Origin of the sequence: Methylomonas sp. EFPC1 (assembly GCF_016925515.1) — a bacterium.
GTDB lineage: Bacteria > Pseudomonadota > Gammaproteobacteria > Methylococcales > Methylomonadaceae > Methylomonas > Methylomonas defluvii.
Map to the genome: position 1 here is coordinate 4,572,979 of NZ_CP070494.1, position 25,517 is coordinate 4,598,495.

Consider the following 25,517-nt stretch of genomic DNA (forward strand, 5'->3'; position numbering starts at 1 on the left):
GTCATGCGAAACAAATTTCTCAATACCGGACAGAGCGGTTATCACCCTTTTAGAAAATTGAAGGTCTGTTTGTCTGGTCTGCGCTACGCGGTTGTTTATGATTTTAGTGTGGCCTATAAGGTCGTACTGTCCGTGTTGATTTTGGCCGTATGCTTTTATTTTCGCCAATGGGTGGATTTCATCTCGGTACTAACCGCTACCGGGCTGATGCTGATATGCGAAATGCTTAACACCACGATAGAGGCGCTCTGCGATTTCGTGGAAACTCGGCAAAACGAAAAAATCCGCGTCATCAAGGATATTGCCGCAGCCGCTGCCGGCATCAGCATTCTGATTTGGGCAGTGGTCATGCTCTCGGAGCTCAGCTACTTAGGGTCGTTAATCGCTTGATCCGCCGCTGATAAAGATTTCCCCGGCACCATCAAACAAATAGCTACAAGAGACAGACAGCGCAGTGCCTTAAAAGCAAAAACCGGAGATTGCTCAATTTCACCAGCTTTAGCCCGGCTGGGGATAAATCGCCCCCACGCTAGATAAGCATGACGAATGTTAAGATACATAAATCCCTTTATGCCCCTGGGTGCGGAGGGAGAGAGTTTTCTATGATGTTTATCAAGTCCCTTAAATGGGATGAAGGCGGGAGGATAAAATGGGACGATTGGTTTTTATGCTGTGGCTACTGCTTGGGCTGGCACCGTTGCAAACGGCAAGGGCGTTGGACATGCAAGACGTTCCGGAGCCGTTAAAACCCTGGGTCAACTGGGTGTTGGCGGATGAAACCCAGTATCGTTGCCCGTTTATCTTCGACGATTTTCAACAAAAACATTGTGCCTGGCCGGGCGCTCTGCACCTGAATTTACAAGCCAAGCACGGTAGCTTCGTTGCCGAATGGACCGTGTATCGCCAGGATTGGATTAGCTTGCCGGGCGACACGCAACATTGGCCGCAGACGGTCACCGTCAACAAACAAACCCAGCCGGTCGTAGAAAAAGACGGTAAGCCGGCCCTGTACTTTCCCGCGGGCCGCTACCAGATCAGCGGCGAATTTTTCTGGGAAAGCCTGCCGGAACAATTAGCCTTACCCGAAGCCAGCGGCTTGATTCAGCTCAGCGTCAACGATAAGCCGGTCGCGTATCCCCCCATCAAGCAAGGTGCCTTGTGGCTGAATACCGAGAACGCCGACACTGCCGACCGGGAGCAGGATAGGCTGGACCTGCAAGTATTCCGGCAGGTGCAGGACGAGGTGCCACTGCAAGTCATTACCCGGCTGGATTTGGAAGTCTCCGGCAAGGCCCGCGAGATTGAGTTTCCTTATGCTTTACTGCCTAACTTTATCCCGGTGGCGTTGAATAGCCCGTTGCCCGCTCGTCTGGACGGAAACGGACGACTATTGGTGCAAGTGCGGCCGGGACGCTGGAGCATAGACATTCATGCCCGCCATCCACAAGCCTTGACGCAACTGGATTTGACCGTAAAGGACGAGAACTGGCCGGCGGAAGAGTTGTGGGCGTTCCAGGCCGTGCCTGCCTTGCGTTTGGTGGAGATCGAGAATTTGACCGCGATAGACGGCAGTCAAACCAATCTGCCCGCCGAATGGCAGCATTTACCTACCTATCAACTCAAGCAAGGCGAGAGTATGAAGTTTAAGGTTGTGCGCCGCGGCGACCCGGAGCCCGAGCCGAATCAACTCAAGTTGAAGCGCACGCTGTGGCTGGACTTCGAGGGCGGCGGTTACACGGTCAGCGATAACATCACCGGTACGATGAGTCGCGACTGGCGCTTGAACGCGGTGCCCGAGCTGGGACTGGGCCAAGTGCAACTGGACGGTCAGAGCCAATTGATCACGCAACTGGCGGACGGCAACCAGGGCGTGGAAGTGCGCCGCGGTGCCATCCAACTGAATGCCGACAGCCGGATCGAAGCCGATTTGGGTTCGATCAATGCCAGCGGCTGGCAGCAGCGATTTCAACAAGTACAGGCTGAATTGAACATCCCGCCGGGCTGGCGTCTGCTGGCGGTCAGCGGCGTGGATAATGTGCCGAATAGCTGGTTAAACCGCTGGACCTTGCTGGACTTGTTTTTGGTCTTGATTGCCGCGTTGGCCGTGGGCCGGCTCTGGTCGCCGCAATGGGGCGCATTTGCCTTGCTCAGTTTGGCGCTGATTTGGCATGAGGCCGATGCGCCGCGCTTGATTTGGCTGAATGTGCTGGCGGTGTTGGCGCTGCTGCGGGTATTACCGGCGGGTAGCTTTTGGCAATGGTTGAAATGGTATCGCAACGCCAGCTGGCTGGCGCTGCTAATGCTGACGATTCCATTCATGATAGCGCAGATTCGTATCGGCATTTACCCGCAACTGGAACTGCCCCGGCAGCCTATTCAACGTTTGCATTCGATGGTGAGCGCCGCCGCACCAATGGCGATGCAAGTAGAACAAATGGCGGATTCGGCTATGGCGCCGGAGCCGGAAATAAGGGAACTTGCCAAAACGGAGCCCGAGTATTCCGCTAAACCCAAGATGTCGAGAGCTTATGGTGGCAGCACTGCCAGTTTGCAGCGGATCGATCCGGACGCCAATCTGCAAACCGGTCCCGGTTTGCCGCATTGGGGCTGGCAGCGCGTGGAGTTAAGCTGGAACGGCGCGGTTGATAGTGGTCAGCAAATCCGCCTCTGGTATTTGTCGCCATTTATGATGATGTTGCTGCACTTTGCCCAGGCCGCACTGGTGGCGGTATTGGTTTTGAAAATGCTCGGCGCCATCGCCACCAACTGGCGCTTGTCCTTGCCGAGTTTGACCTGTCTGTTGCTGCTGCCGCTGTTGATGGCGCCAAACCAAAAGGCCTATGCCGATCTGCCCGACGCGCCAATGCTGGAGCAATTGAAAACCCGTTTGCTGCAAGCACCGCAGTGCCTACCCAATTGCGCGCAGATTGCCGATATGCAATTACTGGTCAAGCCGGAAGTGCTGCGTATCGAACTGCAATTGCACGCGCAGCAGGATTTGGCAGTACCGTTGCCGGCTCAGCTTGAGCAATGGTTTCCGGAGCAGGTCAGCGTCGATGGCGGCGAGGCGCAAGCCTTGATCAGACAGGATGACGGCAGCTTGTGGCTGGCTGTGTCGCCTGGAGTACACAAAGTGACGATGCAGGGACGCTATACCGCGCAGGATAAATTTAGTTTGCCGCTGCCATTGCCGCCGCAACACGCTGGTGTCATTGCCGACGGCTGGCGGGTGGATGGTTTATACGAGGACGGCAAGGTGGGTCCACAACTGGAGTTCAGCCGATTGCAACCCGATAGCGGGCCGAGAAATAAATTGCAGCAAACTGCCTTGCCGGCATTCGTGCGGGTGGAAAGAACTCTGCATTTGGGCTTGGACTGGCGAGTGACGACCCGCGTCGAGCAATTGGCCGGCGCACTCAGTCCGGTATTACTGGAACTACCGTTGTTGCCGGGCGAAGCGGTTACCAGTCCGCAAGTGCGAATCAAGGACGGTAAAGTATTGGTGAACATGGCGGCGGGTCAAGCCACTTTGGAATGGGAGTCGGCACTGGCAAAAACCGAGCAATTGACCTTGCAAGCCGCCGACACGCCGCAGTGGACCGAGGTGTGGCGCGCCGATGTCAGCCCCATCTGGCATTTACAAGCCGACGGTATCGCGGTGGTGCATCACCAGGACGGGCAGGGCCAGTGGCTGCCGGAGTGGCGGCCCTGGCCGGGCGAAAAGGTCAATCTGACTATCGGCCGACCGCAAGCGGTGGCCGGCTCAACCCTGACTATCGATAGAAGCGAATTGGCAGTTAAGCCTGGGCAACGCAGCGAAACGGTCGAACTGATTTTGAGCATCCGCAGCTCCAAAGGCGGCCAACACCCCGTAAAGCTGCCGGAACTCGCGGAGCTGCAAAGCGTGACGATAGACGGTGTCAGTCAGCCGATTCGTCAGCAAGGCGCGGCGGTCAGTTTGCCGATACATCCCGGCACCCAGCAAATTGTGCTTAATTGGCAAACGGCTAAAGAACCGGGCGTGCTGTTGCGCACGCCGCTGGTCGATCTTGGCGTTACCAGCGTCAACAGCCGTATTCAATTACTGATGCCGCAGCAGCGTTGGTTGTTGTGGACCTTCGGCCCAAAATTTGGTCCGGCCGTGTTGATTTGGGGTTTGCTGATCGTACTGGCTTTACTGGCGTTCGGCTTGGGTAAGTTAAGCATCACGCCGTTGCGGCATTGGCAGTGGTTTTTATTGTTGATCGGTCTGAGCCAACTGCATATTGCTGCCGCATTTTTAGTGGTGGGCTGGTTGTTTGCGTTGGGATTGCGCGCCGGCCATGCGCCGCAGCGGCCGCGCTGGTTCAATCTGGCGCAAATCGGCTTGGCCGGCTTGACGCTGTTGTCGCTATTGTTAATAGCGATTGCCGTTGAGCAGGGCCTGCTGGGCGAACCGGATATGCAAATTGCCGGAAATCAATCCTCTGCAACTTTGCTGAACTGGTATCAGGATCGCAATGGCCCGCAGTTGGCTGTTGCCACCGTCGTAAGCCTGCCTTTGCTGGCCTACCGGATTCTGATGCTGGCTTGGTCTTTGTGGATGGCCGCAGCGTTGTTGAATTGGCTGCGCTGGGGCTGGAATTGTTTTGCCGGCGGCGGGCTTTGGAAAAAATCACAGCCTCCAGTGGCCGTGCCGAAATCAGAAGCTTAACATAGCACATACCCCCGGCACAGCCGGGGGCTTTATTACGCGCAATGACCTTCAAGGCTTTCTCTAACCGGCTACGCTTCAACGCAATGCTTTCGCCACGCCTTGTATAAGTTCCAAGGGCGAGACTGTGCGATACAGCCGCGTCACCAAGCTTCTAAAACCACCACTTTCCAGCCCCGATTCTCCGCCGGCCTTAAACTTACCCAGGCGGCGATCTGCCTTGACGGCGCGGATTGAGCCGCTGACTGGCTTTGGTAATAGCCCACGCCGGCGTCTTGATCGGCGATTTCAGCCGCGAGCTGGCGCAATTCCGGTATCTGATTGAAGCGCTCCTCACGGAACAAATTAAGGCCAATCTCCTGCGGATCGCTATCGTAAAGCAGCAGACCATCATCTTGCACAACCCACACTGTGCGTTTTTGGGTCTGAGTATCCTCGGCCAGCAAACCACCCAGAAAATCGACCGGTTTGATGCGCATGGAAATAAATCCCGGGATGGTTTTACCCTGTTTGATCGGCACCACCATCGTGACGGCGGGAAAGCCCTCTGGGGCTTGGTAAATCCGGCTCAGAATCGGCACACCCCGCTCCAAAGTCATCCGATTGTGCTCAAGTTGCGAGGTATCGGCACCCAGCGCTTGGCGATATTTGCCCGGAGCTACCGCCACGATAGTGCCGGGTGCGCGGGTGGTAGCGAAACTTTCACCGCGCGGATAACGTTGTAGCAAGCTCTCCAGCAAACCAGCGGATGCCGCTAATTCGGCATTGCTGCGTAATGACTCAGCCGTTTGCTGCATGCCCATGCGCATTTCGTTCAAGTTGCCCAAGATGCGGTCCGCGATCTGGTTGGCGGCCGTCAGGTTCTGATTGGAAATACGGGTGACATCGGCTAGCGCACGCTCCACCTGCTGCTTTTCCTGCTTGACGAGTTCGCCTTCAGCCACCGCCAAGTCTCGGGCTTTATGCGCCTCCACGCCAAATTTGAAGGCCAGCCCGGCGCCGATCAAAATCGCCAGCAATACCGCCAGACTGGCCGCCAGCACGACTTTGTTGCGGGCGATGAAGCGGCGGAGCAGTTCGCCGCGCGAATAGGCATAGGCGCTCACCAAGCGGCCGTCGCGATAGGCCCGCAACTCGTCAGCTAACGCAGCCGCATTCGGAAACCGTAGCGATTTGTCCTTGGATAAGGCCTTGTCGCAGATGGCGATCAATTCCGGCGGCATGGGCAGCTTCGGGTCGCGAGCCGAGGGCATAGGCGCCAGCGAACTGAGTTGCGCCAATATCTCATCGGCGCTACCGCTTAGCGGCGGATGACCGGCCAATAAATAATAGAGAATACAGCCAAGTGCAAACACATCGGAGCGCGTATCTACCGCACCGAAATCGGGATTGGCTTGTTCCGGCGCCATGTAGGCCGGGGTGCCGAGAATGTCGCCGATCCGGGTCAAATCGGCATCGTCGGCTACCTGTTTCGGTGCGGCAGATATTAGTGGCGCCAGATCGGCTTCGTTTTCCACCTTGGCCAAGCCCCAGTCCAAAACAATCGTTTCACCAAACGGGCCCAGCACGATATTGCCGGGTTTGATGTCGCGATGAATCACGCCTTTGGAGTGGGCATAAGCCACGGCTTCGCAAACGTCGATTAATCTGTCCAACAAGCCCAAGCGCCGCGACAGCGCATGCTCGGCCAACACCTCGTCATTACAGGCTTTTAGGGCTTTGGCCAGTGTATCTCCACGCACCAAGCGCATCACATAATAGGGCGCGCCGCTTTGTTTAGTCCCCAGATCGTAAACCGGCACTATCCCCGGATGTTCCAAGCGGCCGGTGATGCGAGCTTCGCGCAGAAAACGTGCGCTGAGCTCGACATCATCATTCGCAGCCTGATCCAGTAACTCCTTGATTGCCACTTCCCGCCCGATGCGCTCGTCAAACCCCAGCAACACCTGACCGCCGCCGCCCACGCCCACGGCGCCGCGCAAGGAATAATCGTCGTTGAATTTAGCGTCCTGCCCAGGACTGTCGTTCAACACCTGAGGATAGGGGCGAGGCTTGATCCGGGTCAGATCGTCGTCTTGCGGTTTGATGAGGGTGGCGTCGTCTTCCGGGAGCATCATCTCAGACAGCTTGGCCTTGTTTAGTCTTTGCGCAACCTGATCAAGACTGCGGCGCGGGCTTGCGGTCGGCGTGCCCCAGGTCGCGCTCGGGGGCAATCTGGTCGCGCACCAATTGTTTTAACTCGGTAATTTCCGGAAACCGGCCCTGCTGCTTGCGGGACCAAACTAATTCGCCGTTGGCGCGCACCTCAAAGATACCGCCCGTATCGGGCTGCATCACCAGTTCGTCCAGTTCCTGTTCAAAAGTGCTTAACAATTCTTGCGCCATCCATGCAGCGCGCAGCAACCAGCGACATTGCGTGCAGTAGCGGATTTCGACGCGGTTCATGGCTTACAACTCGTCCCGCAGGCGTTTGTATATGCCACCGAAACTGCCGTTACTCATCAGCAACACATGGCAAACGCCGCCGGCTTGGGCTTTGATGGTAGCGATAATGCTTTCCAAGCTGTTGCAAATCTCGATGTTGTTGGCGTATTTGAGTAGCTGGCTTAAATCCCAGCCAAGATTATCCGGCTGATAGACGATGGCCCGGTCGGCCTGGCCCAGGGATTCTGCGAGCGATTGCGTATGCACACCCAACCGCATCGTGTTGGAGCGCGGTTCGACGATGGCCAGGATTTTTTCGCTGCCGACTTGTTGGCGCAAGCCGTCCAAGGTGGTTTTGATGGCAGTCGGGTGATGGGCGAAGTCATCGTAAACCGTGACGCCGGCGCTTTTGACGATGACTTCCATGCGCCGTTTCACGCTCTGAAACTGCTGCAAAGCCGCTATCGCGTCTTTTGCCAGAATGCCGATATGCCGGGCGGCGGCAATGGCAGACAAGGCATTGTAGACGCTATGGCGGCCGGTTAAGGTCCAATCAACCGTGCCTTGCTCTTGGCCGGCAAAACTGACGCTGAAGCTACTGCCGTCAGCTTTCAACAAGTGCGCCTGCCAATCGCCGTCGCCGTCGATAGCCGTCTTCACGACCGGCGTCCAGCAGCCTGTTTCCAGCACCTCGGTGACATGTTGTTCGCAAGCCGGTGCGATGACCAGACCTTCGCTGGGTATGGTGCGCACTAGATGGTGAAACTGTTTTTTAATGGCGTCCAGGTTTTCGAAGATGTCGGCGTGATCGTATTCCAGGTTGTTCAATATCGCGGTGCGTGGCCGGTAATGGACGAATTTGGAGCGTTTGTCGAAAAAGGCGCAATCGTATTCGTCGGCTTCGATGACAAAAAAATCCGACTCGCCCAAGCGCGCGGAGATGCCGAAATTCAACGGAATGCCGCCGATCAGAAAACCCGGTTTGAAACCGTTGTATTCCAGCACCCAGGCCAGCATGCTGCTGGTGGTGGTCTTGCCGTGGGTACCGGCCACCGCCAATACCCATTTATGCTGCAACACGTGTTCCGCCAACCATTGCGGACCCGAGATATACGGCAAGCCTAGGTTCAATACCGCTTCCACTTCCGGATTACCGCGCGACATGGCGTTGCCAACCACCACCAAATCGGGTTTGCAATCCAGGTTTTCGGCTTTATAGCCGTTCATCAAGCGGATGCCTTGTTCTTCGAGTTGCGTGCTCATCGGCGGATAGACGTTCTGGTCCGAGCCGCTGACGGTGTAGCTCAATTCGCGAGCGATCAAGGCCAAGCCGCCCATGAAGGTGCCGCAAATACCGAGGATGTGGATGTGTAATGGCTTTTGTGAGTCTGTCATTCTGATAATTTTAGCGGGTTTAATGAGATGCAAATCCGGAAATTCGGTCGGCAGCGAATTGGATCATTTTTTGGGTTCTTCCGGCGTTTTTTCTTCCTCGGCTTTGGGTTCGCCTTCGATCTTTTCTTCGACTTTGGCTTCCGAACCTTTGGCACCGGCCGCTTCTAACAGCTTTACGATGTTTTCCCGGCCAAGCTTTTTGGCTTTATCGAGTATTTTCACGCTCAGGCTGTCCGCCGCGTTGACGTTGGCACCGGCCGCGATTAACACGCCAACGATGTCGGCATTGCCAAACATCACGGCATCCGTTAATGCGGTGGAACCTAGTTTATCCGCCAAATTGACGTCGGCGCCATAAGCCAGCAGCGCCTTGACAATCCGTAAATTGCCGTTAAAACTGGCTGCCATCAGCGCAGTACGGTCGGTCTCCAGTTTGCCATTGACGTCCAAGCCTTGCGCCAATAGCGACTCGACGCGATCCAGCTTGCCGGTGGCTGCGGCAGCAAATAAATCTTTAGTATCTTCGGCAAGCGCCTGCAGGGACCAGACGATTAGCCCTGCGCTCAGGAATCTGCGGATATTCATCGGATTGCTTGCTTGCGTTTGGGTATGAGTTGGGTTGAAATAAGGCAAATACTGATTTACATCATCTATCAATGAGCGAAAAAAACAAAGTTTTAGTTGAAGCCCAACCCTACTATATCGAGGCCCAATCGTCCCCCGAACAGAACCGCTATGTGTTCGCCTATACCATCACCATCACCAACGTCGGTTCCACGCCGGCCAAATTGCTGACTCGCCACTGGCTGATCACCGATGCCAACGGCAAGGTGCAGGAAGTCAACGGCGACGGCGTGGTGGGAGAAAACCCGCATCTTAGCCCCGGCGACTCGTTCCGCTATACCAGCGCGGCGATGATAGAAACTCCGGTCGGGGTGATGCAAGGTAAGTATCAAATGCAATCGGACGCCGGCGAAAATTTTAACGCAGCCATTCCCAAATTCACTTTATCGATACCCAGAACGCTGCACTAATGGCGATTTATGCAATTGGTGACATTCAGGGCTGTTACGACGAGTTTCGTCGTTTGCTGGACCATATAAGCTTCGATCCGAATCAGGATCAACTCTGGCTGGCCGGCGACTTGGTGAACCGCGGCCCAAAATCCTTGGAAACGCTGCGCTTTGTGAAAGGCTTGGGTTCTGCGGCCGTTACCGTACTGGGCAATCACGATCTGCACTTGATTGCGACCGTGGTGTCGCTAGGCAAGGCCGGTAAAAAAGACACGCTGAGCGACGTTTTAAGGGCCGAGGATTGCGAAGAGCTGATAACCTGGCTGCGCCATCAAAAGCTGTTCCATCACAATGATAATTTTTGCATGCTGCATGCCGGTTTGCCACCGCAGTGGGATTTTGAAACCACACTGCGCATGGCGCGTGAAACCGAGCAAGCCATGCAAAGCCCGGATCACGAACGCTTTTTCCGCTCCATGTACGGTAACAAACCCGTGGTCTGGCGCGACGATTTACTGAAAACCGAAAAACTGCGCTTTGCGATCAATTGTTTCAGCCGGCTGCGCTATTGCACCGTCGACGGCGTGATGGATTTTGGGCCCAAAGGCGCGCCCGGCAGCCAACCCGACCACTTAATGCCCTGGTTTGAAGTGCCGGGCCGCAAAAGTATCGATATGCGCATCATCTTCGGCCATTGGTCCACGCTGGGCTATTTCACCGGCTATAACTGTTACTCAATAGACACCGGCTGCTTGTGGGGCGGACAATTAACGGCGCTGGAACTGTCAGAACAACCCAGACGTTTCAGCATCGACTGCGTGGCCTCGCATAATCCCAAGGCTTTTTCAGAGTAGTGAACTTTTGCCGGCGTTCCGGCATCAGTTCCCTCGCACACCAAGCACCACATCAATTTAACTTGAGATTAGACCATGCGAAAAAACCTGTTCCTCGCCATCGTCCTGGCCTTGCCGTTAACCGCCTTCGCTTACCCTAGTGAAAACGACTATGGCCAACCGGTGGACCACAAACTAGAACATTTGAACAAACTGCTGCAACTCAGTCCGGAGCAAAAAACCAAACTGGAAGCGATTTTTAAAGAACAGCACGAAAAATTCCGCGCCATCCACGAAGAGTCGCACAGCCGGATGAAAGAGGTGTTAAGCCCGGAACAAATGCAAAAAATGGACGACTTGCGCAAACAACATCAAGAACAAATGCGCGAGCAAGCCCCTCGTAAACCGGCCCCATAAACAAAACAAGCCTCAGCAGTAGCTGTGACTGCTGAGGCCGCTGTTTGAACCAGCGTATTTTTTAAGAGAAATTTCGACCGTAAAAAATCTCGGCCATTTCTTCCTGCAGCATACCTTGGATTTCTTCCTGCTCTTCGTCGCTGAAATTACTTTCCTTCTCGAACAAGTAATTTTCCAGTTCGGTTTCTTTCAACATCATCTTGGTGTGGAAGATATTTTCCTGATACACGTTGACATCAATCATCTGGTACAGCTCTTTAGTGCTTTCCGCGATGTAATTCTGGATGGAGTTGATTTTGTGATCGATGTAATGCTTTTGCCCGGACACGTCGCGGGTAAAGCCGCGCACCCGGTAGTCCATGATGACGATGTCGGACTCAAAACTGTGAATCAGATAATTCAAGGCTTTCAGCGGGGAAATTTGCCCACAAGTTGACACGTCGATGTCGGCCCGAAACGTACAAATATCGGTATCCGGATGGCTTTCCGGATAAGTGTGTACGGTGATGTGGCTTTTATCCAAATGCGCTAAAACCGTCTCCGGCAACGGGCCGGGTGACTCGGAATTCATGCCGGCCGGAATGACCGCACCTTCGGAAATCAGCATCGTCACACTGGCACCCTGCGGATCGTAATCCTGATGGGCGATATTCAAAATTTGCGCGCCAATGATGTTGGCTACGTCTTTTAAAATCTGCGTCAAACGTTTGGCGTTATAGGCTTCGTCGATATATTCGATGTAGGCTTTTTCCTGCTCTTTGGGTGCATAGCAAACGTCGTAAATATTAAAACTCAACGATTTGGTCAGGTTATTAAACCCGTGTAACTGTAATTTGCTCAACCGATCAACCCTCTATAACTTCAAAATCATGACTTATTTCCACGCCCGCTTTGCCCAACATAATGGAAGCCGAGCAATATTTTTCGGCGGATAACTTCACCGCCCGTTCCACTGCGGCAACCGGCAGATTTTTACCCGTCACCTTGAAGTGCAAATGAATTTTGCTGAATACGGCCGGTACTGTGTCCACCCGTTCCGCAGTCAGTTCGGCAGTGCAATGCACAATCTCGTGGCGGCCTTTTTGCAGAATATCCACGACGTCGAACGACGAACAGCCGCCCACGCCCAACAACAGCATTTCCATGGGGCGCACCCCGAGATTACGGCCGCCGTGATCCGGCGGCCCGTCCATCACAACCGTGTGCCCGCTGCCGGATTCGCCGACGAATAATCTGCCGTCGACCCATTTAATCGTTGCCTGCATGTTAAACCCCAACCAAATTCAAAATTGTCGCGAATTTTACAACGAACCCGTCAAATGTCTTGATTTTTTTGTAAAACTACTGCACCTTGATAGGGTAACCAATCTAGTTCACAGAATTATTACAAATTATGAGCTTTGTTAAACAAAACAAGATTTCACCCTCTGCCCTGGACGCCTTTTTACGCTTCTGCCATGTTAGGAGCTATCCAGCCAAAATCACCATAGTCCGCCCTGGCGACATAGGTGACAAACTGTTATTTGTGGTCGACGGCTCGGTCAGCGTCAGCGTCGAGGACGAGGAAGGCCGCGAGTTGATTTTGGCGTATTTGAACAAACACGATTTCGTCGGCGAGATCGGGGTGTTCAAAAACGCCGAGACGCGGAGCGTACTGGTGAAAACCCGCACCAAATGCCAGATGGCGGAAATCGGTTACGAGCGCTTCAAACTGCTGCTCAACGCCGAACTGCGCGATCAAGCGGTGGAGATTTTGACCGTACTCGGTGAACAGCTCTCGACCCGTTTGTTGATCACCAGCCGCAAATACCGCGACCTGGCTTTCATGGACGTGGAAGGCCGTATCGCCCGTACGCTGTTGGATCTGGCCAAGGAACCTGACGCGATTACTCATCCGGACGGCATGCAGTTGCACATCACCCGTCAGGAAATCGGCCGCATCGTTGGTTGTTCCCGCGAGATGGCTGGACGCGTATTGAAAGAACTGGAAGACAAGGGCTTGATCACCGCTCACGGTAAAACCATCGTGGTATTCGGTACTCGTTAACGCCGCGTGAAGGGCGAATTCATTCGCCCTTTGAGACACTACCGAAAAACGGCTTTACCAAACTTTGCCGAGCACCATCGACATAGGTAAACACCACCGGCACCACCAGCAGACTTAACAAAGTAGAGCTAATCAAGCCGCCAATCACCGCCACCGCCATCGGCTGACGAAAACTGGCGTCCGCCCCCCATCCCAACGCAATCGGCAACATACCGGCAATCATGGCCACCGTGGTCATGACTATAGGCCGGGCGCGTTTATGGCAGGCATCCAGCAAGGCCTCGTGCCGACTCAGCCCATGTTCGCGCATCGCCAGCAACGCATATTCCACCAGCAGGATCGAGTTTTTGGTGACGATGCCCATCAGCATGATCAAGCCTATCATCGACGGAATATTCAACTCACCGCCGGTCAGCAACAGTGCGACAAACGCGCCGCCCATTGACAAGGGTATCGCCGACAGGATGGTCAAGGGTTGAAAGAAATCCTTGAATAGCAACACCAATACGCAAAACACGCACAGCAATCCGGTCAGCATCGCCATACCAAAACTGCTGGCCAATTCGGCCATGATTTCGGCGTCGCCGGTACGAATCAATTTAACGCTGGACGGCATATTAACCACTGCCGGCAAAGTTTTGGCAGCGGCCAGTGCCTCACCCAGGGACATGCCGCCCAGTTCGGCGTTGACCGTGACATAGCGGCGACGGTCATACCTATCCACCTGCGCCGAACCGCTGGCTAACGTTAGCTCCGCCACACTGGACAGCGGCACCAACCTATCCCCCGCCCTTACTCTTAGATTGGCTAAGACCTGCAAATCCTGCCGCGCGGCATCGGCTATCCTTACCCGAATCGCGAGTTGGCGGTTATCCAGGTTCAGCTTGGCCAGTTGGGCGTCGAAATCACCGCTGGTGGCAATGCGCACCGTTTCGCCGATCAGTTCGGCTGTCACGCCTAGTTCGGCAGCGCGCTGCCAGTCCGGCCGAATCGCAATTTCCGGCCGTTCCAGGCTCGCGGTGGAGCTGATGCTGCTTAAGGTACCCACGGTACGCAAATCGCGCTCCAATGCCTGCGCACTGGCTTTTAAAGCCGCCGCATTATCGCTGGACAGTATCAAAGACATTTTCTCGCCAGGGCCACCAATGCCAATGGAAAAGCGGGCGCCGGGCACTTCGCGCAATACCGTTCGCACCGCCTGTTCAATCTGCGTTTGATGCGGCCGCTGTCCCCGCTCGCTCAAGGTTAAGGTCAGCGCCCCCTTCCGTTGTTCGCCCGGTCTGGTCACGCCGCCACCGACTATTTGACTACTGCCGACCGCGGTAAAAATGTGCTCGACACCTGCCAGCGGTTGCAGAACAGTTCGCGCCGCTTCGGCGATTCGGCTGGCATCGTTTATCGAACTGCCCGGCGGCAACTCGAGTTGCACCGTGGTATAGCCGCGATCAGCGGGTGGTACGAAACCGGCCGGGATCAAGGGCAGCAATAAGCCAGCACCGATAAAAAACAGCGTAGAGAGCAGCATCGTCGCCTGGCGATGACGCAAGGTCCACTGCACGGCTTGCAGGTAAATGGGCATCAATCTGCCATCGACGCTGGCCGGGTGATGGCCTTCGGTGAGTAAATAAGCCGCCAGCATCGGCGTCAGCAGACGCGCCACCAACAAGGATGCCAGCACCGCCACCACGGCGGTCCAACCGAACTGCCGGAAAAACAATCCTGACACCCCGCTCATCAGGGCAGTAGGCATAAACACCACCACCAATGTCAAGGTGGTGGCGATCACCGCTAGCGCGATTTCATCAACCGCTTCGGCGGCGGCCTGACGGATGCCTTTGCCCATCCGCACATGCCGGGCGATGTTTTCGATTTCCACAATCGCATCGTCCACCAATATCCCGACCACGATAGCCAAGGCCAGCATGGTCAGCATGTTCATGGAAAACCCCAACCAATGCATCACCGCGAACGTCGGCAGAATCGACAAAGGCAGGGCCGACGCCGATACCAAAGTTGCCCGCCAATCGCGCAAGAACCACCAGACCACCAGCACCGCCAATAACGCGCCCTCGTAGAGCATCATCATCGAACCTTCATACTGCTCTTGCGAATACGCCACCGAACCGGAAATCAGCGTAAAACTCAAGGAAGGATCGGCTTCGCGTATCCGCGCCAAGGCCTGCTCCACATCATTGGCGATGCGGGTTTCGTCAAAACCCTTGGCCCTGTAGATGTTGAAACCGATCAAGGGCTTGCCGTCCAAGGCTGCCAATTGCGTACGCTCGGCAACGGTGTCGCGGACCGTGGCGATTTGCTCCAAGCGCACCTCGCCGCCGTTGGCTATAGGCACCGGAAAGGTCGCCAGTTCGCTGGCCTGCCGCACCGTGGCCAGTGTGCGCACCGATTGCTCCGCCAAGCCCACATTACCCCGGCCGCCGGAAGACTCCTGCTGCGCCTGTTTCAAGGCTCGCGACACATCGGTCGCGGTGACGCCCAGCGAAGCCAAGCGCACCGGATCGACTTCCAGCTGTATTTCCCGCTGCACACCGCCCAGCCGTTCGAAACGGCCGACACCGGCTACGCCCAACATGACCTTGCTGACATTATCGTCCACCTGCCAGGATAAGGCTTCCTCGTCCAGTTTGGTCGAGGCAATCGCATAGGTCAAAATCGGCGCGCCACCCACTGTCACCGCACTGATACTGGGTTGCAGCACACTACTAGGTAAATCCGAGCGCACCCTGTCCACCGCGTCCTTGGTTTCTATCAAGGCATCGGAAAGCTTTTTTTCCAGAATAAATTCGACATTGATTTGCACCAAGCCATCGGTAATCGAGGTGCGGATATGCTTCAACCCGGACAGCGTGGCAATCGAATCCTCGACTTTGCGCGCCACTTCGGTTTCCAGTTGTGCCGGCGCCGCGCCCGGTTGATTAAGTTTGACAATGACGCTGGGTAAATCCAGATCCGGCAAGCTCTGTATCGACAACTGCTGCAAGCCGCGTAGTCCGGCCAATGACAGCAAGATAAACAGTAAAATCGATGGAATGGGGTTGCGAATCGACCAAGAGGCAAAACTCATCAATCAACCCTCGCCGGCGCGATGTGCACGAGATCACCATCATTGAGAAAGCCGGCCCCCTCCAATACCACGCGCTCTGCTTCGCTCAAACCGTGGACGATTTCAATATCCACCCCGTACTGACGGCCGGTAGCGACCGCCTGCAAACTTACCGGGGAGGTATCGGCATCGCTGAGCAGCTTCAGCACATAGTTGCGGCCATCGCGGATCACCACGCTGGCGGCCGGCACCACCAATGCCGGACGCTGACTTAACTCGATCCGGCCATTGGCATACATGCCGGCCCGCGCCTGACTGCCCGGCAGGATGTCGGCGTACACGACGCCCAATCGCGACTGCTCGTCCAAGGCCGGCGCCAGTTGCCGCACCCTAGCTTGGGCAACGCTGCCGTCCGGCAGGCTCAGTTGTATCGCTTGCCCCGCCTGAATTTGCGCGATTTGCCCGGCGGTCAATTCACCACGCCATTCCAGGCGATTTTGCCGAATTAACCGAAACAACTCCTGCCCGCTGCCGGCCACCGCGCCCAGGGTTGCCATTCGCGCGCTAATCGCGCCGTCGTCAGGCGCCCGCACCTCGGCATAGCTTAGTTGCAACTGTTTAGCAGCCAACTGGGCCTTGATCGCATCGACCTGAATTCGGGAGGTTTCCGCTTCGGTTTCGTACCGCAACAACTCCTGTTGACTCAGCGTCGCTGCGTTTTTGAGTTTCAGCACCCGCTGTTTGTTGGTTTCGGCTTGCGCGGCGGTGGCCCGCGCCTGGGCCAGATTGGCCTGCAATTGCGCCAGATCGGCGCGCAGCATATCAGCATCGAAACGCGCCAATAGCTGACCGCGCTTGACCTGATCGCCGACATTGACATTGACTTCGATTAACCTTAATCCGGATTGCTGGGCGCCGATGACGGCTTCTTGCCAGGCCGTAATCGCCCCCGACGCTTCCAGGGTGGTCGGCCACTGCCGCCATTGCGGCACTGCCCGCGTCACCGTCAGCGCCGGCACCGTTTTTCCCGGCGCTGCTGCGCCTGGACTTTCGCGGTTTAACAACCAAACTATTAGCACCGCACAGCATGCCAGTACGGTAAAAATCCCGATAAGCAATGAACCGCGTGCCAATCCACGCTGGGAATAAAGGGTATAAAAGCTTATACGGCGGGCTAGGTGTGTCATCATGACGAAAAATCTCGGCAAACATTACTCAGCTCCAAGTCTATACGACAATTTAAAACTGAACCATCGGGTCTAGAATAAGCCAAACAGCGGCCTAGTGCTCGAAACTCAGCCGACTCGCTCGAATAAGGAAGGTTCCATGAGAAAGAAAAGTGGAGAACGTTGCCAAGCCATTCTGGATGCGGCAAAAACCCTGTTTGAAAAAGTCGGTTTCGAACAAGCGACGATGGCGGAAATCGCCGCTACTGCCGGCCACTCCAAGGCCACGCTGTACAACTATTTCAGCTCCAAGGAGCAGTTGTTTCTGGAATTGGCGCGCCGTTCCGCTGATCGCCACAGCGAGCAATTATTTTCCTTGCTGATGCCGGACTGCGGCAGTGCGCCTCTCGATACACTGCCAGACCAGGTCAACCAAGTCCTGGCACTGTTGCAACCTTCCGACGACTTGCCGGCCACTTTGCAACGTTTCGGCGAAGGCGTGATGAGCAACTTTCTGTCCTTGAAAAGTTTGGCGGCCCGACGCATGTTGATCGCAGCCGCCGCCACTCAGCCGGAAGCCGGCCGCCTGTTTTTCGAAAACGGCCCCGCCAAGGGCATGCAATTTACTGCGCAATTTTTCGCACAAGCGATGAATGCCGGCCAGTTGCGGCATGCCGACCCACATGTGGTGGCCGCGCATTTTCGCGGTTTGCTGGAATCGGAAGTATACGAATCGGGCTTGTTCAACGCCCGCCGGGAATTGAAACCCAAACAAGTTAAAGCCACAGTCGAGCGCGCCGTCAGCGCGTTTATGAGAGCCTATGCACCGACTGCCACCGATTTGACTGACGATTAGCTATTGCTTGAACACTTCGCGAAACAACTGTTGCATGGCTTCCCAGGATTGTTTATCCGCCTCGGCATCGTAAGCAATAGGCAAATTATTGGCTTTGCCCAACCTATCCGCGTCGGGGTTGGTGAAACCGTGGCGCGCGCCGGGATAGTTAACCAAACGATAGTCCACGCCGGCTTGGGTCATTTCTTTTTCAAACGCCGCAATACTGTCGGCGCTGACAAACTCGTCGGCCGCGCCGTTCAAAACCAATACCCGCGATTTGACCTGCCCACGTCTTGCCGGGGTTTGCGTGGCCAGATTACCGTGAAAACTCACCACTGCCGCCAGATCGGTACCCAAGCGCGCCATATTCAAGACTGTCGCACCACCGAAACAATAACCTATCGCCGCAATCTTACCCTTATCGACACTGGCTTGTTTTTGTAAAAAGGCTAAAGCCGCCGTAAAACGTAATTGCGAAACGCCGGCCCGCTCCACGACGCTGTTCATGAAGGTTGAGGCTTCGGCTGCATGCTCGCTGGATTTGCCGTCGCCGTACATATCGACCGCCAGCGCGGTATAACCCAGTTCCGCCAACATCTTCGCGCGCTGCCGGGCGTAGTCGTTCAAGCCCCACCATTCGTGAACCACCAGCACGCCGGGCTGCTTCTCGCCTTTCGTATCGTCCCAAACCAGATAGCCTTTTAGCGTGGTATCGCCGGCGGTATAACTCACGGCTTGCTCCTGCAATGCCGCTTGCAAACCGGAACTGAACAATAAGGCCAAAAAGAATAAACTACGCATCATAGAAACCTCCTGTTGAAAAATGGCCTTACGTTTACACTGCTAACGGGCATTGTCAATCTCTAGGGCCTTCCAACAATAAAATTCCATCGGGGCGACGGGTTTTACAGCAACCTAGGCGCTGTGATTTCCTTTAAACGAACGGCAAACATAAACTCCATGACGCATTCCGGCGCAAAACCTATCTGGCGACAAATCCCGAAAAGCGTTTGGGCATTGGGTTTTGTCAGTATGTTGATGGATATTTCCTCGGAAATGATCCACAGCCTGCTGCCGGTATTCATGCTCACCACTCTGCATGCCAGCAGTTTGAGCATCGGTTTGATCGAAGGCGCAGCGGAAGCGACCGCGCTGATCGTCAAGGTGTTTTCCGGGGTGCTCAGCGATTATTTGGGCAAGCGCAAAAGTCTGGCCTTGATAGGTTACAGCCTGGGAGCCTTGACCAAACCCCTGTTTGCCATCGCCGGCAGCAGCGGTATGGTTTTAAGCGCGCGACTGCTGGACCGGGTCGGCAAAGGCATACGCGGCGCACCGCGCGAAGCACTGGTTGCCGACATTACCCCGCCGGAAATTCGCGGCGCGGCCTTTGGCCTCAGGCAATCGCTGGATACGGTCGGCTCTTTTCTGGGACCATTGCTGGCGGTGGCGCTCATGCTCCTGTGGGCCAACGATTTTCGGGCGGTTTTTTGGGTGGCCGTGATCCCCGGCGGGCTGTCGGTGCTGATGTTGCTGTTTGGTGTGCGCGAACCCAAGCATCTGCAGCGTTCGCAACACGGCAACCCCATCAAGCGCGCCAATCTGCAACGCTTAAATGCCGACTATTGGCGGGTAGTGATGATAGGCGCGGTGTTCACACTGGCGCGATTCAGCGAGGCCTTTTTGGTGCTGCGCGCCCAACAAAGCGGCATTCCGATTGCGCTGTTACCCTTGGCAATGGTGGCGATGAATGTTGTTTATTCGGCCACGGCTTACCCGTTTGGCCGTCTGTCCGACCGCGTATCGCATCGCAAATTGCTGGCTTGGGGGCTGTTGGTACTCATCGCCGCCGACCTAGTACTGGCCAGTAGCGCCGATTGGCGGATAGTGTTGGCCGGCGTTGGGCTTTGGGGGGTGCACATGGGCATGACTCAGGGCCTGCTGGCCAAAATGGTCGCGGACACTTCACCGGCCGACCTGCGCGGCACCGCTTACGGATTTTTCAATCTGGTCGGCGGCATCGCCATGCTGTTGGCTAGCGTCATGGCGGGGTTGCTGTGGGATAGCTACGGCGCCGAGTTTACGTTTTACGCGGGGGCCGGATTTTGTTTAATGGCCTTATGCATCCTCATCGCTCGTCGCCGGGGTAAAGCAGCTCATTGAGCGTTTATTGGATTGGAGCAGCCGCAGATTAAAACAGGAAAAATCCTCGAAAGATTTTGAAATAGGCCTACAAAGATGTAAGCTTTAGCGTACAAAAAATCTCGTCAACGACTGCGCGTTTCAGCCGAATAAGTACTTAAAGCCTAGTTTGAAATACATCCTTCTCAGCCGGTTACAGCGTATCAATAAATACCAGCTTTGGCTGATTTCGGTTGCTCTGGCGACAATGCTCACCGAATCGATTGTGGCGATAATGGAATGGCTGCTGAAAGGCGAAATCAGCTTCGATTATCTACTTACCGGCTTGGTCGCTTCGCTACTGGTCGCCTCTTTGATCTGCGCGATGATCATTGTTTTTTTAGACCAGTTGAGCAGTTTGAACGACGACAATATCCAATTAAGCACTATTGTCACCGCACTCCCCATTCCACTGGCGCTATTCGACGACAAGCGCAATCTGCAAATGCTGAACCCGGAATTTACCAAGGTCTTCGGGTACCGGCTCCGGGATATTCCCAACCTGCCCGCGTGGCAATTACAGGCATTCCCCGATCCTGTTTACCGTGAAACGATTGGCGCGGAATGGCAAAAGCGCTTCGAAAATGACGACCAAGAATTTCATCCCCTGGAAATCAAAGTTCGTTGCAAAAACGGTCTGAACAAGCACGTCATGACCACCGCTACCCGCATAGGTGGGGCCGGCAAGAAAATGCAACTGGTATTGCTCTACGATATTTCCAAACGCATCAATGCAATGAACGCGCTCGCCGAGTCGCGCAGCTTGCTGCAATCGGTGATCGAAACCATACCCATGCGGGTATTTTGGAAAGACCTGCACTCGCGCTATCTCGGCTGCAACTCGCAGTTCGCGCGAGATGGCGGTTTCACGAGAACCGAAGACCTCCTCGGTAAAGTCGATCAGCAACTATCCTGGCGAAACCAGGCTTTGCGCTATCGTGCCGACGACCGCCAGGTCATGCAATCCAATCTGCCTAAGCTGGCTTACGAAGAGCCGCAAACCACGCCTGAGGGCAAAGAGATTCTACTGAGAACATCGAAAGCGCCACTGCGCAATAGTTTGGGCGAAACCATCGGGGTATTGGGAGTATACGATGACATCACCGAGCTAAAGAAGATCGAAAACGAGTTGTGGCTGGCCAAAACCATGGTCGATAAAAGCAAGACCGCTTTCTTCTGTCTTGATCCGAAGGGCATGGTGACGTACGTCAACGATTACGCTTGCCAGTCCTTGGGCTATTCGCGGGACGAACTGGTGGGTATGGCACCCTGGGAATTCGATCCGGACCTTTTGGCCAGCGCCTGGTCAAACATTTGGCAGCGCTTGCGCGACTGTGAAATTGTCAGCCACGAAAGCCGCCATCGACGTAAGGACGGCACGATTTTCCCGGTTGAGCTCACCTGCCACTATATCGCTCACAATGGCTTGGAACTGAGTTTTACCTTCGCGCAAAATATTAGCGAACGCAAACGCCTGGACACCGAACTGCGGATTGCCGCGACCGCTTTTGAATCGCAGGAGGGCATGATGATTACCGATGCCGATGCCGTCATTTTAAAGGTGAATAAATCCTTTACCGAGATTACCGGCTACTCCAGCGAAGAGGCCATCGGTCAAAAAATGAATATCCTCAATTCCGGCATTCACGATGCGCTGTTTTTTGCCGAAATGTGGCAATCCATTGATAACAAAGGCGTCTGGCAAGGTGAAATCTGGAATCGGCGCAAGAACGGCAATATATTTCCGGAATGGCTCACCATTAGCGCCGTGAAAAACCCGGATGGCAAGATAACCCATTATGTCGGCACGATGATGGACATAACGGCGCGTAAAGCCATAGAGCAACACATTCATCATCTGGCCCACTTCGACGCACTAACCGACTTGCCCAATCGTACCTTGCTGATCGACCGCTTGCATCAGGCTATCGCTCAGGCCAGACGCGAACGCAGTTTGCTGGCCTTGCTCTATCTGGACCTGGATAAATTCAAGCCGGTCAACGACAGCTTCGGCCACGATGTCGGCGACTTATTGCTGAAAGAGGTGGCGAATCGCCTGGAAGCGTGCATCAAGCGGGAAACGGATACCGTGTCGCGTTTGGGCGGCGATGAGTTTGTGATTTTACTCAGCCAATTGGACCGACACTCCGCGGCCGGGCTGGTGGCCGAAAACATCTTAAGCAGTCTGAATCAGCCGTTTGTGATTCAACAACACACGCTGGATATTTCTTCCAGTATCGGCATTGCCGTTTATCCCGATGACGGCCTGGAGGCAAATAGCCTGATGAAAAACGCCGACAATGCCATGTATCAAGCCAAATGCGCGGGGCGGGGCTGCTTTCGGTTTTTCAGACCCAAAGCCGATGGCTAATTACCGGCGGCAGCCGCCGGCCCGGACAACCACAGGCCAAGCCTTGGCTCCATCGCCAGACCGTTCACGTCGGTAAATTGAAACGGTACGGAGATCAGCTCCATACCGCGATTGATCTGAACCGCAAAATGCAAATGCGGCCCGGTCGTCAAACCGGTATTGCCGGAGTAAGCGATCAGCTGCCCGGTTGCCACCCGCATTCCTGGCGTGACTTGGGCTTTTTCCAGAGCCAAATGCGCGTACACAGCCATGGAGCCGTCCTCATGCAAGATCCTGATACTGTTAGCCTTGCTGGCGTAAGCCTGGCTAGTGCCATGACTGGTATAGTCATTTTCCACTTCCAGCACGATACCGCCCCGGGCTGCGTAAACCGGCGTATCAACCGGCATCATGATGTCTACCGCATAACGATTCTGTTCATCGTTATGACTGTATGGTCCATTAAAAGCTTGGGTAATTTGAAACTGTGCACCGGCCGGCAAAGGTGGTTTATAAAGGGTTTGACTCACATAGCCGGGTAAAGGCCGCCCAACCACATAGCTGTATTGCAGATTGACACTATAAAATCCGGCGCTCTGGTTGGGAATAAGCGAGAACAAGCTGCCGGACTGTCCGGATTCAACGACAAAGCGGCGCGGCAAATCCGGATTGGCGCTGACATTTTCCCGTTCTCGCCAATCAACTGCCAGTTCGATAGGCCCCGGATAGGCGTTCAGCGCAAAAAAACTCGGCTGCAAATCATCGGCCGTTTTTTCCAGCCAAACGCGCTTAGGATTGGCGGCTTTCAACTGCCTGACTGCTACCGGCTGATTCGATGCGGGGGCCTGATCGGTAAAAAACCAGGTACCTTCGGCATCCTGATATTTATAAAGCTTTTTAGCTACGCCGCTACTGGACGCCAGTAACAGCGAAATCGCTAAAATACCGCGAGCAAACACCGGTCGCCACGATTATTTGCGGGTAGAACTAAAGGTGTAAGACCGCACTACGCCTTGCGCGTCGAAGCGAATCAGCAAATCCTGGGAATCGTTACCGCCGAACAGGGCATATTTGTAGATCCCGTAAGTCCAGGTAGGCTTACCATCTTCCATACCGGTGCGCCAAGGCGTGCCGAACATTTCGGTAATATCTTGCTTACGGGTTTGGCCGACCTTGATTTCCGGCACTCTGACGGGGGAAAACTCTTGACCGACAGTAAAGCAACCGGTCAGTTGCGTCGTCGCAAGGCTGGCGACTAATAGGAGTGAACTAAAGCCAAAAGCGCGTGGTCCGCGTTTTGCAAGAAAATTGTTCATTGGTATTCCCTGATTGAAAAGTTGATTGATATAAACTAGCTGCTAGTGGCTTATCTTAGCCGGTTCCAGCCGCGATTCGAAAATTTTTTAGCCTCCGATAAGATGTCATCATGCCTACCGAAAACCACAATTCAGCCCTCGATAATCTGAACTTCGACAATCGTTTTATCCGCGAGTTGCCTGGTGATCCCGAACCGGATAATTTTCGGCGCCAAGTTTATGCAGCCTGCTATTCCCGGGCCAATCCGACGCCGGCGCAGCAACCCAGATTGGTCGCTTATTCCAGAGAAGTCGCGGAAGATTTGGGCTTATCCGCCGAAACCTGTGAAACGGAAGATTTTTGCCAAGTATTCGCCGGCAGCAGACTGGCAAAAGGCATGGAAGCGTATGCGATGTGCTACGGCGGCCATCAATTCGGCCATTGGGCCGGCCAACTCGGCGATGGCCGAGCCATCAACTTGGGCGAGGTGGTTAATCAGCATAAGCAACGCTACACCTTGCAACTGAAAGGCGCGGGCGTGACGCCATATTCCCGCAGCGCCGACGGCTTGGCGGTTCTGCGTTCTTCAATACGCGAGTTTTTGTGCAGCGAAGCCATGCATCATCTCGGTGTGCCGACCACCCGCGCCTTAAGTGTGATCCTGACCGGCAAACAGGTGGTGCGTGATATGTTTTACGACGGTAATCCGCAAATGGAACCTGGCGCGGTGGTCTGCCGGGTGGCTCCGTCGTTTACCCGCTTCGGCAGTTTTCAAATATTCACCGCGCGCGATGACATCGACTCGCTGAAAAAACTGGTGGATTACACCATTCGTACCGATTTTCCGGAGTTGGGTGAGCCATCGATTCCCGTCTACCTGGAATGGTTTAAACAAGTGTGCCGCAAGACGGCCGAAATGATCGTGCACTGGCAGCGGGTCGGCTTTGTGCACGGCGTGATGAATACCGACAACATGTCCATCCTGGGCCTGACCATTGATTACGGCCCATACGGCTGGCTGGAAAACTACGATCCGGACTGGACCCCCAACACCACTGATGCGCAAGGCCGCCGTTACCGCTTCGGCAATCAGGCGAAAATCGCCTATTGGAATTTGGTCCAGCTCGCCAATGCCTTGTATCCCTTGATTATGCGCGCCGAAAGTTTGCAACAAGCTTTATCGGCTTATACCGACACCTTCGACGCCGGCTGGCAGGCGATGATGGCCGCCAAATTGGGCCTAACAAGGTTCGAGCCCAGCGAAGACGAGACCTTGGTGAACGACTTAACCCAGCTCATGCAAGCCGCTGAAACCGATATGACTTTGTTTTATCGGCAGCTGGCTGACGTCGATGTCAGCGCGGAATCGAATTCGCCGGCGCAATTTTTAGCGCTGTTGCAGCGTACCAGCTACGAGCCGTTGAACGACGACCTCATGGAACAAGCTAGCCGCTGGTTCGCCATTTATCGCCTGCGCAGTCAGCGCGACGGCAGGCTACCGCTGGATCGCAGTTCAGCGATGAACGCGGTCAATCCGAAATACGTATTGCGTAATTATCTGGCGCAATTGGCTATTGACCAAGCCGAACAAGGCGATTTTTCTTTAGTCCAGGAGTTACTCGAAGTGCTGCGCCACCCTTACGCCGAACAAGCGGATAAACAGAGTTTTGCCGCTAAACGGCCCGATTGGGCTAAGCAGCGCGCCGGCTGCTCCATGCTGTCCTGCAGCTCCTAACGACTCGTCTCGGCAAATTTCGAACCAAGGTACTATGTCAACTTGTTCAAATTAGCTTATTATTCGGTCAC

At 54.9% G+C, this 25,517-nt stretch carries 21 protein-coding genes; 10 read left to right on the top strand and 11 right to left on the bottom strand.

What is annotated here, in order from left to right:
• Nucleotides 1-3 precede the first annotated feature (3 nt).
• Both JWZ98_RS21025 and JWZ98_RS21030 read left to right on the top strand, forming a co-directional pair.
• Entirely contained in the window at nt 4-390 is a 387-nt protein-coding gene (locus JWZ98_RS21025; RefSeq protein WP_205451641.1) for a diacylglycerol kinase, read from the top strand.
• 259 nt (nt 391-649) lie between these two features.
• Nucleotides 650-4,693 carry a hypothetical protein gene (locus JWZ98_RS21030; protein ID WP_205451643.1) on the top strand — a complete coding sequence of 1,348 codons (4,044 nt, stop codon included), beginning with the start codon at nt 650-652 and terminating at the stop codon, nt 4,691-4,693.
• A 143-nt stretch (nt 4,694-4,836) separates the two neighbouring features.
• Here JWZ98_RS21030 and JWZ98_RS21035 read toward each other — a convergent pair whose 3' ends face one another.
• From JWZ98_RS21035 to JWZ98_RS21050, 4 genes are all read right to left on the bottom strand, one after another.
• On the bottom strand, nt 4,837-6,810 hold the full coding sequence (locus JWZ98_RS21035; protein ID WP_205451650.1) for a serine/threonine protein kinase: 1,974 nt from the start codon (nt 6,808-6,810) through the stop codon (nt 4,837-4,839).
• A gap of 40 nt (nt 6,811-6,850) precedes the next feature.
• Nucleotides 6,851-7,138 (bottom strand): SelT/SelW/SelH family protein, encoded by a 288-nt coding sequence (locus tag JWZ98_RS21040; RefSeq protein WP_101053946.1) that lies wholly within the window; start codon nt 7,136-7,138, stop codon nt 6,851-6,853.
• Between the two features lie 3 nt (nt 7,139-7,141).
• Nucleotides 7,142-8,512 carry a UDP-N-acetylmuramate:L-alanyl-gamma-D-glutamyl-meso-diaminopimelate ligase gene (mpl, locus tag JWZ98_RS21045; RefSeq protein ID WP_205451653.1) on the bottom strand — a complete coding sequence of 457 codons (1,371 nt, stop codon included), beginning with the start codon at nt 8,510-8,512 and terminating at the stop codon, nt 7,142-7,144.
• Between the two features lie 63 nt (nt 8,513-8,575).
• Complete coding sequence (locus JWZ98_RS21050) at nt 8,576-9,097, bottom strand: ankyrin repeat domain-containing protein (RefSeq protein WP_205451655.1); 522 nt, start codon at nt 9,095-9,097, stop codon at nt 8,576-8,578.
• Between the two features lie 71 nt (nt 9,098-9,168).
• On the opposite strand from JWZ98_RS21050, the gene apaG reads away from it, so the two are divergent.
• The 3 genes from apaG (at nt 9,169) to JWZ98_RS21065 (ending at nt 10,775) form a co-directional block, all read left to right on the top strand.
• Nucleotides 9,169-9,546 carry a Co2+/Mg2+ efflux protein ApaG gene (gene apaG, locus JWZ98_RS21055; protein WP_020484295.1) on the top strand — a complete coding sequence of 126 codons (378 nt, stop codon included), beginning with the start codon at nt 9,169-9,171 and terminating at the stop codon, nt 9,544-9,546.
• Nucleotides 9,546-10,379 (top strand): symmetrical bis(5'-nucleosyl)-tetraphosphatase, encoded by an 834-nt coding sequence (locus JWZ98_RS21060; protein WP_033158231.1) that lies wholly within the window; start codon nt 9,546-9,548, stop codon nt 10,377-10,379. Before apaG ends, JWZ98_RS21060 begins: the two co-directional genes overlap by 1 nt.
• 75 nt (nt 10,380-10,454) lie before the next feature.
• Complete coding sequence (locus tag JWZ98_RS21065; protein ID WP_205451662.1) at nt 10,455-10,775, top strand: periplasmic heavy metal sensor; 321 nt, start codon at nt 10,455-10,457, stop codon at nt 10,773-10,775.
• Nucleotides 10,776-10,836: 61 nt separating this feature from the next.
• On the opposite strand, the gene speD is transcribed toward JWZ98_RS21065, so the two are convergent.
• Both speD and JWZ98_RS21075 read right to left on the bottom strand, forming a co-directional pair.
• Complete coding sequence (speD, locus tag JWZ98_RS21070) at nt 10,837-11,616, bottom strand: adenosylmethionine decarboxylase (protein ID WP_205451664.1); 780 nt, start codon at nt 11,614-11,616, stop codon at nt 10,837-10,839.
• 4 nt (nt 11,617-11,620) lie between these two features.
• The gene (locus tag JWZ98_RS21075) at nt 11,621-12,040 is read right to left on the bottom strand and encodes an OsmC family protein (protein WP_033158234.1); all 420 of its coding nucleotides are present in this window, start codon (nt 12,038-12,040) and stop codon (nt 11,621-11,623) included.
• 128 nt (nt 12,041-12,168) lie between these two features.
• Here JWZ98_RS21075 and crp point away from each other — a divergent pair, with 128 nt between their 5' ends.
• Nucleotides 12,169-12,822, top strand: coding sequence for a cAMP-activated global transcriptional regulator CRP (gene crp, locus JWZ98_RS21080; RefSeq protein WP_205451677.1), 654 nt, complete (start codon nt 12,169-12,171; stop codon nt 12,820-12,822).
• Nucleotides 12,823-12,841: 19 nt separating this feature from the next.
• On the opposite strand, the gene JWZ98_RS21085 is transcribed toward crp, so the two are convergent.
• Together JWZ98_RS21085 and JWZ98_RS21090 are read right to left on the bottom strand one after the other, a co-directional pair.
• The gene (locus JWZ98_RS21085) at nt 12,842-15,904 is read right to left on the bottom strand and encodes an efflux RND transporter permease subunit (RefSeq protein WP_205451685.1); all 3,063 of its coding nucleotides are present in this window, start codon (nt 15,902-15,904) and stop codon (nt 12,842-12,844) included.
• Nucleotides 15,904-17,073, bottom strand: a complete 1,170-nt coding sequence (locus JWZ98_RS21090) for an efflux RND transporter periplasmic adaptor subunit (protein ID WP_225892967.1) — start codon at nt 17,071-17,073, stop codon at nt 15,904-15,906. Before JWZ98_RS21090 ends, JWZ98_RS21085 begins: the two co-directional genes overlap by 1 nt.
• A 136-nt stretch (nt 17,074-17,209) precedes the next feature.
• Here JWZ98_RS21090 and JWZ98_RS21095 point away from each other — a divergent pair, with 136 nt between their 5' ends.
• Nucleotides 17,210-17,905, top strand: coding sequence for a TetR/AcrR family transcriptional regulator (locus tag JWZ98_RS21095; RefSeq protein ID WP_033158237.1), 696 nt, complete (start codon nt 17,210-17,212; stop codon nt 17,903-17,905).
• Here JWZ98_RS21095 and JWZ98_RS21100 read toward each other — a convergent pair whose 3' ends face one another.
• On the bottom strand, nt 17,906-18,691 hold the full coding sequence (locus tag JWZ98_RS21100; protein WP_084153388.1) for a dienelactone hydrolase family protein: 786 nt from the start codon (nt 18,689-18,691) through the stop codon (nt 17,906-17,908).
• Between the two features lie 156 nt (nt 18,692-18,847).
• Here JWZ98_RS21100 and JWZ98_RS21105 point away from each other — a divergent pair, with 156 nt between their 5' ends.
• Nucleotides 18,848-20,047, top strand: coding sequence for an MFS transporter (locus JWZ98_RS21105; RefSeq protein WP_205451687.1), 1,200 nt, complete (start codon nt 18,848-18,850; stop codon nt 20,045-20,047).
• A gap of 148 nt (nt 20,048-20,195) precedes the next feature.
• Nucleotides 20,196-22,436 carry a PAS domain S-box protein gene (locus JWZ98_RS21110; RefSeq protein ID WP_205451688.1) on the top strand — a complete coding sequence of 747 codons (2,241 nt, stop codon included), beginning with the start codon at nt 20,196-20,198 and terminating at the stop codon, nt 22,434-22,436.
• Here JWZ98_RS21110 and JWZ98_RS21115 read toward each other — a convergent pair.
• Nucleotides 22,433-23,374 (bottom strand): peptidoglycan DD-metalloendopeptidase family protein, encoded by a 942-nt coding sequence (locus JWZ98_RS21115; protein ID WP_205451690.1) that lies wholly within the window; start codon nt 23,372-23,374, stop codon nt 22,433-22,435. The two genes, JWZ98_RS21110 and JWZ98_RS21115, sit on opposite strands and share 4 nt — an antisense overlap.
• A gap of 12 nt (nt 23,375-23,386) precedes the next feature.
• Nucleotides 23,387-23,731, bottom strand: a complete 345-nt coding sequence (bamE, locus tag JWZ98_RS21120) for an outer membrane protein assembly factor BamE (protein WP_026602570.1) — start codon at nt 23,729-23,731, stop codon at nt 23,387-23,389.
• A gap of 110 nt (nt 23,732-23,841) precedes the next feature.
• Between bamE and JWZ98_RS21125 the strand changes: the two genes are divergently transcribed.
• Nucleotides 23,842-25,446: a protein adenylyltransferase SelO gene (locus JWZ98_RS21125; protein WP_205451692.1), complete on the top strand. Its 1,605-nt coding sequence runs from the start codon at nt 23,842-23,844 to the stop codon at nt 25,444-25,446.
• The last annotated feature ends 71 nt before the right edge of the window (nt 25,447-25,517 follow it).